Source organism: Yersinia sp. J1 (genome assembly GCF_050586585.1).
Classification (GTDB): Bacteria; Pseudomonadota; Gammaproteobacteria; order Enterobacterales; family Enterobacteriaceae; genus Yersinia; species Yersinia entomophaga.
The window spans coordinates 1-13989 of record NZ_JBOBDP010000003.1 but is presented as its reverse complement, the minus strand read 5'-3'; the positions used below and the strand labels follow the sequence as shown (position 1 = coordinate 13989).

Here is a 13989-nt window from a genome sequence, read left to right as displayed (position 1 = left end):
CCTGCATCTACAAACTCACCGCATCAAACCTCTCAGATCCAGCTACAGCGCCACTTCGGCACTCGTTCTAGTATGCCATTCCAGATACTGCCCACGCCTGAATTAAACCTGTGCGCTATGCCTGCTAAGAGCAGCCTTATTAACAGAGTAGTTAATCCGGTGCTGTACCCATAATGGCGATTATTTACCCAATAAGAAAAAAAAACGCTGCTCCGGGTTATTTAACGTGGCTGAGTAGAATGAGAATAAAATGGTTTCTAGATTCTGAGATTTATGATTTGAATGGGAAATATATAATTGGGTTTATTACTGCTAAAAACGGGCGCTCAGTTACCCCTGGCTTGCAGTTACGAGCTAATCAGATAAAGTGCATATCTGACTATTTTGACCGCCAGAATCCACGACAAAACAGATTGAGTCCCTCTCAGACAAGTTTGCAGGTTGCCAGAAGCCAGCCATAGGTTAGGAGAGCGACAACGCAAAACGGCTCCAATAAAGAGCCGTTTTATCGTCGATCAGCCAGGGCTAACTTATAGCGTCTGAGGCCTTTTTTGCTTCGCTGATACCGAATATCCCGCCAGTATCGCAGCCAGTATCATGAACAGATGGCCTTCTGAATAATCTAGCAGGAAGGAGTTAAAGAAATTACAGGCCATATAGCTACAGAGTAATGCCAGCAGCAGATTGCGTAACTTCGGCTCCTGCTGCCAGGCTGCACGGAAACAGCACACTACCCAGGCCAAAAATATCACCACGCCCAAAATACCAGACTGAATAGTTTCCAGCAGATATTGGTTATGCGGGTTATTGATCTTATAGCCAGTTTCCGGATTCGAATAGAAGAAACCGCCCGCACCGTTGCCCATAATAGGTGCCTGCTTAATCAGTCGTGCAGCCTCCATAGCAAAGGCGGAACGCTGCCCCATAGAAGAGTTACAAGCCTGATATTCATCGCCGGAAGTTGATGCCATGCAGGCTTTAATTTCATTAACGCCCAGCATAATACGATCAGTTGCCCGGTTAGGAACCAGCGCGATAATAGCAAATGCAATAATGCCTAAAGCCACCAGACCAAGACGTTGGCGGTTTCCCAATGAGAAAAATAGCCAAGATCCTAACCCTACGACCAGAGCCACATAACCGGTACGACCCAGTACTAAAAACAGCACGCTATAGCAAGCACCTGCAACCAGAACGCCATATCCCAAACGCTTCCAACCGCTGCTTTTAAACGCCAGCATCAGCCACAATACCGCCGCTAATGCCATAAAGAAGTTTTGGGTAATTTGCAGTTTAAATATCGTCGGATTCGCCGGGTCGATCATGCCTAGCGGTACGTGCAATACGCCAACCAATAGTGAACCTGCCAATATAACCGCGTTTGCCAGCAGGAAACCGGCACCAAATAGCTTAATCAAACGATTCTGATGCAGGAAAAATAAAGCCAGCGGTAGTACATACAGCAGCTTCTTCATTTTACCCACCATCTCAGAACCGTAATCGTTATGATGGAATAATAATGACGCCGCCAGCAGCAAGAACATCACCGCGGGTAAATAAACAATTGGGTTGGTTGCCAACACTTTGAATTGCAGCCTGTCGCGCTGAATAATCAAACAAATAATAATCAGAACCAACGCAATATTCACGAAAGAAGTGGCAGTCGGCAGAGCTACCCCTAGCAGAAAAGCAGCAAAGCCGGCCAGTAAACCGCTTAAGCGATTGGCCAAAGATATTTCCGGGGAGCGAACCTCCGGAGAGCTTAATGTTGTCGTCATGGTACTCTCAATTCAGACGGGTTAAGGGGAGAATGAATGGCCATGGATTAATGATCTGAGCCGTTAAGCCAGGCATCAACCGCAATTTTCACTTCATTCACCGGAATAGCGTCCAGATAACGCTCGGTTGTATCTGTATCAATTTCATTTGGCTGAGGAAGCGTCCGATAGTTCCCTGCCCATATCAATGTATGTGGCGCCTGCCAAGGATACCACTGTTGCAGATTACTTGGGCCAAACAGCACCACGGCTGGCGTTTGCAGAGCTGCGGCCATATGCATCGCTACCGAATCTACCCCAATAAATAGTTTTGCCTGATCAATTAATACAGCTAATTCAGGTAAATCCAACGTCCCCGCCAGATTAATAATCTTCTCAGGCTGAGCGCAGCCGCCAATAATTTCGGCAATATAATCCAACTCGGCGGAGTCGCGTCCCCCGGTCAGCAAGATCTTCTGACCTTGCTGAGTCAGTGAATCGATCAATTGACTGAAATGACTGGCAGACCATGTCTTGAATCGCCAACGGGCAGAAGGTTGAATCAGCACATAGCTATCAAGTTGATTCTGTTGGCGGATCTCGACGACCCGATCGATATTAGCCTGACTGAATGCCATCGTGACTTGAGTACTGATATTCTCAATCCCAAGCGGCTCAAGAATCGCCAGATTATTTAATACCGTATGCTGTTCTTCTGCCCGCGGAATATCCACCAGTCGGGAATGACAGTAGCGCCACAGCCCGTTATCCCGTTTAGGAAAACGAATACTGATACTGAATTTAGGCTGTAATAAACGGCAATAAACGCCGGCGCGCCATTGATCGGATAAATTGAGGATCAGATCATATCGCTGTTTTTTCAGATCGCTAAACAACGCTTTTTCGCCACAAATTTGTGCCTTGAGACCAGCATGCTTTAAATCTCGATCGACGATATAAGCATGATTAACGGTGCTATTTGCCGCCAGCATCGCTTCTGTTCCACCATAAAGCAGCACATCTATCAACGCATTCGGATAGTTTTCTCGCAGCGTATTTAACAACGGGGTGGTTAAAAGAACATCACCAAAATGCCGCAGTTTGATAACCAGGATACGTTGAACACTTTCTTTATTCCGGACAGCATCGGGAAGTGTTGACGAAGATAATGAGGCTGAACGTTGCCCATCGAGGGATTGTGTCTTATTTGACGTATTCATCATGGGATGCGCCATTTTAGGCAACAAAAGATAAGGGCAATTATGCTATATCAGCCATTTACCCTATGGCAATCGTTTTTGCATATCAATATGCTAATAACCATCGCCAAAACAAATCAACATCTCTTTTTCCTGTATTCCTCTGCTTTCTTGTCCACCAATTAATTTATGGTATCCAGCTCACAACCCATTAATGTTAACGTTAACATTTGTGATTAACATCGCAAATAAAGAAGACGCTAGCTTCTCATGATGAAAAGTTAACGTTAACAATAGCGCCATACAAAGCCATCAGGGTACTGCTATGAAAGGCAACATTCGTAACCAATATCTGATTTTGAGCGGACTGCTGTTTACTTTTTTCTTCACCTGGTCTTCGGCATTCTCTTTATTTTCCATATGGTTAAATCAAAGTGTCGGTTTAAAAGGCGCAGAAACGGGCACTACATTTTCAGCCATCGCGCTCACTGCGTTATGCGCCCAACCGCTATACGGCTTTATTCAGGATAAATTAGGGCTACGGAAAAATCTGTTGTGGGCGATTGGCGGCTTATTGCTGCTCAGCGGCCCCTTCTTCATCTTTATCTATGCTCCGTTATTGCGACTTAACATGCTGGCTGGCGCAATTGTGGGCGGATTATATATAGGAGCCACTTTCTTCGCGGGCATCGGCGCACTGGAATCCTATACCGAACGCGTTAGCCGTATTGTCGGCTTTGAATTTGGCAAAGCACGCATGTGGGGATCTTTAGGCTGGGCCTGCGCCACTTTCTTTGCCGGAATGCTGTTTAACATTAATCCTAATATCAATTTTTGGATGGCATCCTCATCGGCAGTGGTCTTTCTGCTGTTATTACTCTGTCTTCGGGAAGTTAAAACCGATGCCCTCAATCAGTTGGAATATGGCAAATCTAGCGCATTAACCCTATCAGATGCTCTAGGCCTGCTTAAAACGCCACGTTTTTGGGCTTTGGTCGTATTTGTTATGGGCGTCAGTATTTATAACGTTTATGACCAACAATTCCCGGTCTATTTCTCTTCTCTATTTTCAGATCCGCGCCATGGCAATGAAATGTACGGTTTTCTGAATTCACTACAGGTATTCCTGGAAGCAGGCGGCATGTTTTTGGCTCCCTTCTTGGTTAATCGCATTGGTGCCAAACAAGCTCTGCTACTAAGCGGTATGATCATGTCGCTGCGAATTATCGGTTCAGGATTAGCTGATGATGCCGTCACCATTTCCCTAATGAAACTGCTACACGCCGTTGAACTGCCGATCCTATTGATCGCCATGTTCAAATACATCACCAGCCAGTTCGATCCACGCCTCTCCGCCACTTTATATCTGGTGGGTTTCCAATTTGTCACTCAGGTTTGCGCCAGCGTGTTGTCGCCATTGGCGGGACATAGCTATGACCTACGCGGCTTCGCTGCAACTTACATGATCATGGGCGGCATGGTGCTGGGCCTGACTCTGCTTTCCTGCTTCCTGCTACGCGCTGATCCCCGAAACCAGCACTTATCTCTTAACTTATCAACCAAGTGAATGATTATGAAAACGCAACTGGATCGCGCTAACCATGCGCTGCAACAATTAATTCCTCAGGTCGGGGACGCTTTTTACCCCAATTATCATCTGGCTCCTCCGGCGGGTTGGATGAATGATCCCAACGGACTGATTTATCATAACGGCCTTTATCACGCCTTTTACCAGCATCATCCCTATGACGAAAACTGGGGGCCCATGCACTGGGGGCACGCCACCAGCACCGATATGGTGAATTGGCAACACCAGCCGATCGCACTGTCGCCGGGCGATGAGTGGGATAAAGACGGCTGTTTCAGCGGCTGCGCGGTAGATGATAATGGCACGCTGACCCTGATTTATACCGGTCACGTTTGGCTCAATCAACCGGGAGATGATGGCGCTATTCGCGAAGTGCAATGTCTAGCAACCAGTCAAGATGGAATCAATTTTGAAAAACAGGGCGTTATCCTGACTCCACCGAACGGCATCATGCATTTTCGCGATCCCAAGGTATGGAAACAAGACGGCGTTTGGTGGATGGTGATTGGTGCGCGAGATCATGTCGATTGCGGACATGTGTTGCTATACCGCGGCGAAACGCTGCACCAATGGACTTTTCAACAGGTTCTAGCCAAAGCGGATACCGGCGAGGGCTATATGTGGGAGTGCCCGGACTTCTTCACTCTGGGAGGGGAGCAGGTTTTAATGTTTTCCCCGCAAGGTATAAAAGCCGAAGGCTACCGTTTCCGGAATCGGTTCCAGAGCGGTTATTTACGCGGTTCCTGGCGACCCGGCACGGTCTTTCATCGTGCCCAACCTTTTGTCGAGCTGGATCTGGGACATGATTTTTATGCACCGCAATCATTCACAGCAAAAGATGGTCGCCGAATTGTTATTGGATGGATGGATATGTGGGAATCCAATATGCCTTCTAAAGCGGAATATTGGGCCGGTTGCCTGACTTTACCGCGAGAATTAAGTATTAAGGATAATGGGAAGTTATGGATGCAGCCCATATCTGAGCTGGAAACGCTGCGTCGCCAGCACGTAGAGTTAGAAAAGTTGCCATTGGAAAACGCTACCCGACAAATAGTCGACGAGGCCAGCGCGCTGGAAATCCAGTTGCAATGGAATCTCAACGATAGCAACGCCGAACGCTTCGGCCTACGTTTGGGGGGAATTGAGGGCGCAGATGAAGGCGTATCTGTCTTTATCGACAACCAGGCTCAACGGTTGATCCTCAATCGCCATTATCCGCAGCACCGTCTTTCCGGCTATCGCAGCGTCGAAATCCCCGCTGGCGACACCTTATCATTTAGAATATTTATCGATAAATCATCAATAGAGGTGTTTGTAAATAATGGCGAAGCTAGCCTGACCAGTCGAATTTATCCAAGTGAAGGCCTGCGCCAGCTTTCACTTTTTGCAGATAATGGCCAGGCCTTGCTGGCGAGTGGGCAATACTGGACGCTAAAAACAGGTTGAAAAATTTAGGATTAAACGGCTGCGGATGAATACCGCAGTCGGTTTAATTGGAAAGTCAGAGAGAGGATCTTTCTAGCAGAGGACACGGAATTTTATGAATTTCGCTGTCCGTTCTGCCTTGGATTAAATGCAAAGCAGCGGCACGGCCGATTTCATTATGCGGCAATTGCACCGTAGTCAGCGGAGGTAAAAATAGCCCACCGATACCGACCATATTGTCATAACCGAGCACCCCAACTTGCTGCGGGATTTTAATGCCTTTGGCTAATAGCACCTGATAAGCGAGAAAAGCGATACGATCATTGCCGCAAACCAAAATATCAAAATCTAGTTTTCCATTAGGACAGTGTGCATTTAGCAGTGTAACGACATCCGGGTAATGCTCATCCCCCCAAATCATGTGTTCCTGACGTAAATCACTTAAAGGCAGACCGGCATCCTGCCACGCTTTTTCAGCGCCAGCGCGACGAGCCTGAGCAGCGAGCGTATTTTCAGGCAGATAAAAACACAAAGGGCGGCGATACCCACGTTCAATCAGTCGTTTTATCGCCTGATATTGTCCCCAAAAATCGTCTGGAATATAGCTGGCCACATCCGAATTGTCGCTCACGCAGTTAGCAAGCACTAACTTTTTATCCATTAAGCGCGCTGGGATCTGGATACTGCGTAACCCCATAGTGGTAAAAATAATGCCATCTGGACGCTGGGAAAGCAGTTGATTAACAGCGCGTTCACTGTCTTCCGCTGAAGTTTGGTTCACCAGAAAACTATTCCAGCCGCACTCTCGCGCCGTCAGCTCAATCGAAAGCAGCATTTCAACGGAAAATGGCGTCGTGGCCGTATCGAAAGCCAAAACTCCTAACGTCGAGGTTTTCGTGGTGTTACCTCGCATTTTCCGCGCAGAAAAATCAGGCACATAATTAAGAGCTTCGATGGCCTGCGCCACTCGCTGATAGGTTTCAGGCCGCAATTGCTCCGGGTTATTAATCGCCCGAGAAACAGTCATTAATGATACCGAAGCCAAATTAGCCACATCTTTCAGCGAAGCCATAACGTCCCCTAAATTATGTTGTTGTCATGATCATCCCATAATGTGTCACTCAGGGGTAGATTTCCGATGATTCTCAGTGTGTTTCTATTATCCAACCCGATAAGTTATCAGCTTTCGGACAACCTGATATGCGGATTCTAAATCTGTAAATATGCAGTAGAGCTAAAATCACACGCTCTCCTAAGTTATATTTTTACGTTATGCTGCCCGTGAAGTTAACGACTAACGGTCTATCTAACTGCTTCAGTGCTTCAGGCTTTTGGCTATAGCCCACAATGTGAAACAGGAGTTTCTATGAATAACACCCATCGTCTATTACTGGCTTTGGCCTTTTCCAGCACTCTGGTAACCGGTAGTGCTCAAGCCAACAGTTTATTCGACTCGGTAAAAAATGCAGCGGACGAGTACAGTAAATCGGGGGATAGCTCTTCATCATTATCTTCGCTTACCGGGCTGCTTAACGGCGGCGATAAAGCACTCAGCGCGAGTACCATGACGAATGCCGCAGGTATTTTGCAATACTGCGTTCAAAATAACGTTTTATCGGCCAATGGCACTTCGGCAATTAAAGATCAGCTGATGAGTAAATTGGGCATTACCAGTACGGAAAATGCCAAAAGTCAGGACTATCAGGAAGGCCTGGGGGGATTACTGAAAACCGGCGAAGGTAAAAGTCTGGATCTCAATAATCTGGGCACTGCCCAACTCACTGAAAAAATTAAAACTAAAGCCTGTGATTTAGTACTCCAGCAAGGTAAATCATTCCTGATCAATTAATCTGGGTGCACCATAAATGCAGCCTCGTCTGGCTGCATCTTTTCAGTCTTCACTTGCCTGTCTCAACCTAGTAATAGTTAATCTTAACTATTGCCGTCGCATCAAACTGCCCCAATTTTATGGCTTGCCCCGGAATGGCATTCAGGCTAGCGGTATAATTTTTCGTTACCTGATTCACATCATTCATCACGGCAAAATCAGCATAACGGTTAAATACTACCGCTTGATTAGCATCATCATAAATGGTCAATTTAGAACCATTTTGCATATCGATGGCATTATCACCAATTAACGGATTGGTAGTTGAAAACTGTGCCTGAATAGAAAAGTTGGACAAACAGCCTTGCTTCACTGAAGTAATTGCAAATGGCGCGCTAATCCCATTTCCCGTCGTTGATAACAGCGATTTATTAAACGAACCAAAACTAACGACCTGTGATTCCGGATAAACCACTAAATCCGCACCGCAGGCAATAAAGCGCGTCGAACTTAATCCAGATAGAGAATATCTTAGATTCTTCGCTGCTGGAGTAAGGTTAAGCCCATTGGAGCCATCCAACTGGAAAACCGTAAAAGTATTAGCCCCGGGATAAGTGCCGCTGGAGGGCGGGTTTCCTGTCACTTTAATATAAAGTCTGAAGGTCACGGTCACGGTTACGCTCTGCCCTTTAACGATAGGTGCCGTATTGGTATTTATTCCCTTACCGTTAGTTTCTAACTCCTGACCTAAATAACTCACGCCTAACTGCAAACCCTGACCTAATGCGTTATTCAACGGGTTAAAATAAAACCATACTTGATCCCGGACACTTCCCAGCACATTATCGCAGTAAGCCGTCACCGTAATATCATTAGATTCCCAGACCTTAGTTCCCGCAGCGACATTGGATGGAATTGCCAATGCACCAATCGGAATTGCCGGTTTTATAACCATGCCGGTGCCCGCTTCTACACAATCAAGGGCATATGCCGTTGGAGCCAGTAACAAAGTTGCGCTCAAAAGAACCAGCGAGCCATAGAAGCGGCGCAATTTAGCTAGAAAAAAAGGAATCATTATTTATCCTTGGCCATTAACGAAACGGCAATAAACATTATTTATTCTTTTCCGCAGGCTGGATCTGGCACTCAACCGATGAGCAATTAAATATGCGCAACACCAAGCCGCCAAAATCATCCATATATCCCAAGCTATAATGATCTCCGCTATAGCCCGGAGTTTTCACGATTTCAGTATTGAAAGGCGCAATCATCACACTATCAAAACCGGGGAAATTACCTCGATTATCCTGACTCAAATATCCCAGCGTCACGTAATAAGGCGTCGGGTTATAGATTTTCAGACTTTCACGTTGTTTAGTAAGCTGAAGTTTGTCCTGCCAGGACTCTTTATAATCCGCTTTAATCGCCGTTGGTCTATAAAAGAGTTTTACCCGATTCTGAATAGCAATCTGAACCACGTTAGCCATTTCACTTTTTGGCGGAACTTCACGCACGTTAAAATAGAATAACGTTTCGCGATCCGTAGCAAGCGTGCTGGCATCAGGCAATTTCATAATACGAACCTGACTTTTTTGACCTGCATCAATACGTTGCATCGGCGGCAAGGCGACGAGAGGACGCTCAATCTTTTTCCCTTTCGCATCTTCCAGCCAGGACTGAGCCAGATAAGGGGAAGTTTTACTCTTATTTTCAAGAATAATGCTGACCGATTTATCGCTACTATCGAAAACAATCCGTGTCCGGTCCAAATTTATTGCCGCCTGACTATTCATAGTGCCGAGCAGCATTAACGCCAGCACCACCAACATGTTTTTAGACTGACTAGCCGTCATACGTCTCATTTTTTTTTCTAAATTCATCATTAATACTCACTTTAAATTTTGTCAGTTCTGTACTCTCTATTGCCCAATTGCCTGAGCCATTCAGGTCAATCTGAAGGTCAATTAATCATTGGGTTACTGGCAAGGCAGTAAAATTTTTCCGGAGTTGATACCCTTATTCTCTGGCAATGTCAGACGACACTGATTTTTCCCCCATTGCACGGTTAACTGTGCCGCTTCTTCCAATCCGGCCAGATAAGCCAGCCCGTTCTCTCCAACTATTCCGATTTCAGCGCCGGTTTTATCTGCTACTACCGAAGAACCCAATGGCGGATAACTACCGTCGGATAAACGAATGACTGCCATCAGTTGCTGACCTCTCACCACCCGAATCTTTCGGTAGCCAATCGCACCTTCGGTCAGGGTTTTCTGAATCACTGTGTTATACACTTCGATATCATCAGACAAACTTTGCATATCAACCCGAACATCCGATTGCTGGTAGCTTGTCACTCCATTGGCAACGGCCAAACCAAAACCGTTAGTTACGGTAGAGTTAATATTGAAAGACACTCCAGAAATATTACCGGTATCAATCATCAGTCTGGGTTCATTACCCGACGGATTCTGATGCGCGGCTACGCCTTGCGCAGTCGCCGTTAATGAGCCATACCAATTGGCATTCACCGAGTTGTATTGGTTATTTTTATGGCTACCATCAATACCAAATTCTCCATAAGGCGAACGGTGCTGGTAACCGCCGCGAAATACACCATCACCCTTCTGCAATTCGGGATTTCCGCCGCCAGCACTGACACGCCAGATATTTTTGGCATCCAGGCTATTAAAGTAAGAAATATTTTGCGTGTAGCCGTTCGTCTTATCTCGCTGCGCGTCATAGCTAATTTTCTGCCCTGCGCCAATTGGCAAACTAAAAGAGAAGAAAATCTGGTTTTCAGTTTCGTTCTCGTATTTCACTCTATTGGCAGAAACAGCCGCAGAAATGCCCTGAAACGGACCAATATCCAAAAGCTTGCTGAGCGAAATCCCATAGTTATTACTGGAAACATCATTCCAGTAGGTTTTATGCGTCGCGGATAAATACATCGTGACATCCGGCCATGTCAGATATTGGTTGGCCGTCAGGGTATAAGTCTGTTTGTCATTTTGTAGATAGTTATTGCCACTCAGCCGATCCAAATACTGATTCATGCTCATAAAGTTTTTTTCGGAGAAACGGTATCCGGCAAAGGTGATTTGGCTATTAGTCTGATCAAAACGTTTGGAATAGTTGATCCGATAGCTTTCCCCGCTCAGTTTTTCCTGCTCAGGTAATTGAGCTTGTGAGTGAGTCGCATCAACGGATAAAGCACCAAACTCATGCAAATTTTGCCCCATTCCCATCGCAACCGCTGTGTAATCCTGCGACGTGGCAATCAGGCCACCATATAGCGATATATCGTCGAAGGCTCCCCAGGAAAATTCCCCGTTAAAGAAAATCGGATCGCCCAGCGCATTATGGCTGCCATGCATTGGCCGCCCCAAAGCGGTCTTATAACGCACTGAACCCTTACGAGTTAAAAATGGCACGCTAGCAGCGCTGACCTGAAAAGAAGTGGTATGCCCATCCTCTTCTTCTACTCTCACATCAATATTTCCCTGCACCGTTTCACTAATGTCTTGAATAACAAATGGGCCTGGAGCAACGTTAGTCTGATAAAGGGTTCTGCCATTCTGGCTCAAAACGACACGCGCATTGGTACGGGCAATTCCCATAACTTGTGGCGCATAGCCACGCAGCGTAGGTGGCAACATCCGCTCATCAGTCGCGAGGGAAGCCCCCAAAAAACGAAAAGAATCAAAAATACTGGAGCTGAGGTACGTCTGCCCACCGACAAATTTGGCACCTATCGACGAAATAGCACGAAAAGCATAAACCTGCGACCAGTCAAAATTACTGTAATGCGTACCTTCATTGTCACTATTAATATATTGGTAGTCGGCCCTAATACGCCAAGACCCCATATTGGCGCCTGCGGTACCGTAGCTGCTGATATTTGTCGTACTCCTCCCTGAATTAGGTGCGTAATAGTTCCCAAACAGGTTGTAATCCAGCAAAGCGCCGGGTACGCCATCATCCCATTGCGATGGCGGAACCCAATTTGGATCGCTGTACGCTAGCCAGGCTTGCGGAATAGAAATAATCAAATGCTGTTTTTCTTTATCGTAACTTTCCGTTATTTCTTGTTTATCATCGATAGAAACGCATCGACCGTTATCCCATAACCCCATTGAATTACGCACTGCTGGAGCAAGACCTAAAGAATTGACCAATTCAGGCGTTAAACAAACCTTACTTGACCTCCCTTCATCAATAGGCAAATAGGTAATCAGAGATGAATCAGGTAATAACCTGCCATTGACCATAATATCCAGAAGATAATCACCTGGTGGCGTATAGTCATTAATTTCAAATCGAGAAAGATCAATATTATTACGGTCTTGAGCGTCAATAATATTGGTATTAAATTCTACCGCCGTAGCACACTCAGGCAGGAATAAACCTATGCCTGCCAACGATAATATTGGCATCATTCGAAAGATCATTGCTTTTCTTTTAGAATTACTCTGCATAAATAAATCACTGTCTTATGGCGTATAAATAATTATTTATATCGATTTAGAGCGTTTCTTTTTTGGCACAAATGAACAAAGGGGAGTTGCCTCCCCTTAAATCGACGTGATAAAAAAAGAGATTATTTATAGTTCAGTGCGTAGGTAGCCTGAGAAACAATAGTACCGGCCTTCACTGCTGTACCAGTTGCCTCAACACGAGCTGCAAAAGCAATTTGGTTAATACCGGAGATCAGATTGATATCAGCGCTGGTATCGCCAACTTTTAGTAATGCGCCATTAGCATCGATCAGGCGGATACCCGCGCCAGTCGCGCTACCGGTGTTAGCCAGCAAAGCCACAGCAGAGGCATCGGAAACCCCACCGAAGGTCACGCTAACTTTAGACATTGCCGGATAAGTTACTGAACCAGCCGTTTGCTCACTCAGATCGCAATCTTGCAAATCGATGTTATAGCTAACGTTCTCGGAATGTTTATTGCCGGTTTCCAGCACCTTATTTGATACCTGTCCCAAATCGACATTAATATCGGTAGAATTTGGCGCAATCGAACAAGGAGCATTAATTACTGTACCAGTAAAATGGACTCGCCCATTACCTTCATCGGCAGCAAATGCCTGAGAAATAAACGCAGAAGAAATAAATGCTGTAGCCAATACACTTCTCTTGAAATTAGACATAATAAAGACCTTTGATTAGATAATATTTTTATACAGATATGATTGTGCGATAAATTCAAATTCTTAGCTGAAAACACCGCAATTGAATAGCCATTAAAAATTAAATAAGAAAACAAAATAATTATTAAAAGGTACAAACCTTCTAAAAAGACAGAATAGCAAAACCGATAATATTTTTTTATAGGCAGACAAATAGAGGATAATTAAGAAGATACCCATCTTATGACTTTCTTTATGCCTACACTATATGTCATAGTTAACAGATTTTTCTAAATACTCTGAATTATCAACTTTCCTTAAATTTCACCCCGAACAACACGAACGAACTATACACGATCTTTTTATCTAGTAAATTGTGATTTTTCCGATTAAAAGATCGTTTTAATTAAATTAAATAGATATTTATCCTGCAAAACACAGTTAAATATGGTGTTTCGTATCCATAAAGTAAAGATTGTCATACTTAAGTGCTAAATGTTTTTAATTTAATAGCGATATATCTTATTTGATCAAAACCAATAAAAATGAAATGGCGTATAATAATAAATGAAATATCCTACATCTGATATATGAATTTTCTCATAACGCTGTAGGAAAATCCCTACAAGACGAATAAATCAATCTAAAAGCTATTATTCTAAATTTAAAAAATAGCAAAATAGTCAAGAATAAGATTAAAAAAACCTCGCTAGAAACCTTTCTCATATCTGCCTGTATGGAACATCAAAAAATCACGCCATCCAATTTCAGAAATAAATTAAACTTAAGGTAAATTTAAATTTTCTTGCTCTTTTAATTAACTCGAAAACAGCTAAAAACTGACAATGACAAAAGAAGCGGCCTTAGAAATCACCCTACCTCGCTACTACCCTTTTGCGCTATTCATCCCCGCCTCATCCCGCCACGCCCTGGCATCAGCCAGCGATACTTCAGGGTATTTGCCCAGCGCCAGCATCTTTTCTTTACCGCCAAAGCGATAACGAAGCCGCCAATATTTGGAGCCGTTAGGGTGAACCAGCAAAACCATGCCGTCGCCG

At 44.8% G+C, this 13989-nt stretch carries 10 protein-coding genes and 1 pseudogene; 3 read left to right on the top strand and 8 right to left on the bottom strand.

What is annotated here, in order from left to right:
* Positions 1 to 530 precede the first annotated feature (530 nt).
* Both ACQ4OC_RS07165 and rfaQ read right to left on the bottom strand, forming a co-directional pair.
* Positions 531 to 1778 carry an O-antigen ligase family protein gene (locus tag ACQ4OC_RS07165; RefSeq protein WP_064516236.1) on the bottom strand — a complete coding sequence of 416 codons (1248 nt, stop codon included), beginning with the start codon at positions 1776 to 1778 and terminating at the stop codon, positions 531 to 533.
* Positions 1779 to 1825: 47 nt separating this feature from the next.
* Positions 1826 to 2980: a putative lipopolysaccharide heptosyltransferase III gene (gene rfaQ, locus ACQ4OC_RS07160; protein WP_430971048.1), complete on the bottom strand. Its 1155-nt coding sequence runs from the start codon at positions 2978 to 2980 to the stop codon at positions 1826 to 1828.
* Positions 2981 to 3281: 301 nt separating this feature from the next.
* Here rfaQ and ACQ4OC_RS07155 point away from each other — a divergent pair, with 301 nt between their 5' ends.
* Together ACQ4OC_RS07155 and ACQ4OC_RS07150 are read left to right on the top strand one after the other, a co-directional pair.
* On the top strand, positions 3282 to 4523 hold the full coding sequence (locus tag ACQ4OC_RS07155) for an MFS transporter (RefSeq protein ID WP_064516231.1): 1242 nt from the start codon (positions 3282 to 3284) through the stop codon (positions 4521 to 4523).
* 3 nt (positions 4524 to 4526) lie between these two features.
* Positions 4527 to 5990 (top strand): glycoside hydrolase family 32 protein, encoded by a 1464-nt coding sequence (locus tag ACQ4OC_RS07150; RefSeq protein ID WP_205582766.1) that lies wholly within the window; start codon positions 4527 to 4529, stop codon positions 5988 to 5990.
* Between the two features lie 55 nt (positions 5991 to 6045).
* Here ACQ4OC_RS07150 and ACQ4OC_RS07145 read toward each other — a convergent pair whose 3' ends face one another.
* The gene (locus ACQ4OC_RS07145) at positions 6046 to 7041 is read right to left on the bottom strand and encodes a LacI family DNA-binding transcriptional regulator (RefSeq protein ID WP_064516229.1); all 996 of its coding nucleotides are present in this window, start codon (positions 7039 to 7041) and stop codon (positions 6046 to 6048) included.
* A gap of 294 nt (positions 7042 to 7335) precedes the next feature.
* On the opposite strand from ACQ4OC_RS07145, the gene ACQ4OC_RS07140 reads away from it, so the two are divergent.
* A complete protein-coding gene (locus ACQ4OC_RS07140; protein WP_064516227.1) occupies positions 7336 to 7818 on the top strand; it encodes a DUF2501 domain-containing protein in 483 nt (160 codons plus the stop codon).
* A 67-nt stretch (positions 7819 to 7885) separates the two neighbouring features.
* Here ACQ4OC_RS07140 and ACQ4OC_RS07135 read toward each other — a convergent pair whose 3' ends face one another.
* From ACQ4OC_RS07135 to ACQ4OC_RS07115, 5 genes and pseudogenes are all read right to left on the bottom strand, one after another.
* The gene (locus tag ACQ4OC_RS07135; RefSeq protein ID WP_120805163.1) at positions 7886 to 8872 is read right to left on the bottom strand and encodes a fimbrial protein; all 987 of its coding nucleotides are present in this window, start codon (positions 8870 to 8872) and stop codon (positions 7886 to 7888) included.
* Positions 8873 to 8909: 37 nt separating this feature from the next.
* Complete coding sequence (locus ACQ4OC_RS07130) at positions 8910 to 9626, bottom strand: fimbrial biogenesis chaperone (protein ID WP_235601038.1); 717 nt, start codon at positions 9624 to 9626, stop codon at positions 8910 to 8912.
* A 147-nt stretch (positions 9627 to 9773) separates the two neighbouring features.
* Positions 9774 to 12233, bottom strand: coding sequence for a fimbria/pilus outer membrane usher protein (locus ACQ4OC_RS07125; RefSeq protein ID WP_430971047.1), 2460 nt, complete (start codon positions 12231 to 12233; stop codon positions 9774 to 9776).
* 161 nt (positions 12234 to 12394) lie between these two features.
* On the bottom strand, positions 12395 to 12952 hold the full coding sequence (locus ACQ4OC_RS07120; protein ID WP_064516220.1) for a fimbrial protein: 558 nt from the start codon (positions 12950 to 12952) through the stop codon (positions 12395 to 12397).
* Between the two features lie 868 nt (positions 12953 to 13820).
* Positions 13821 to 13989: pseudogene (locus tag ACQ4OC_RS07115) on the bottom strand (Arm DNA-binding domain-containing protein); the annotation flags it as partial.

Excerpts from the sequence above, each read along its gene's own strand:
- ACQ4OC_RS07140 (WP_064516227.1), top strand. The coding sequence starts at position 7,336 with ATGAATAACACCCATCGTCTATTACTGGCTTTGGCCTTTTCCAGCACT.
- ACQ4OC_RS07135 (WP_120805163.1), bottom strand. The coding sequence starts at position 8,872 with ATGATTCCTTTTTTTCTAGCTAAATTGCGCCGCTTCTATGGCTCGCTG.
- ACQ4OC_RS07145 (WP_064516229.1), bottom strand. The coding sequence starts at position 7,041 with ATGGCTTCGCTGAAAGATGTGGCTAATTTGGCTTCGGTATCATTAATG.
- ACQ4OC_RS07155 (WP_064516231.1), top strand. The coding sequence starts at position 3,282 with ATGAAAGGCAACATTCGTAACCAATATCTGATTTTGAGCGGACTGCTG.
- ACQ4OC_RS07130 (WP_235601038.1), bottom strand. The coding sequence starts at position 9,626 with ATGTTGGTGGTGCTGGCGTTAATGCTGCTCGGCACTATGAATAGTCAG.
- rfaQ (WP_430971048.1), bottom strand. The coding sequence starts at position 2,980 with ATGATGAATACGTCAAATAAGACACAATCCCTCGATGGGCAACGTTCA.
- ACQ4OC_RS07120 (WP_064516220.1), bottom strand. The coding sequence starts at position 12,952 with ATGTCTAATTTCAAGAGAAGTGTATTGGCTACAGCATTTATTTCTTCT.
- ACQ4OC_RS07125 (WP_430971047.1), bottom strand. The coding sequence starts at position 12,233 with ATGATGCCAATATTATCGTTGGCAGGCATAGGTTTATTCCTGCCTGAG.
- ACQ4OC_RS07165 (WP_064516236.1), bottom strand. The coding sequence starts at position 1,778 with ATGACGACAACATTAAGCTCTCCGGAGGTTCGCTCCCCGGAAATATCT.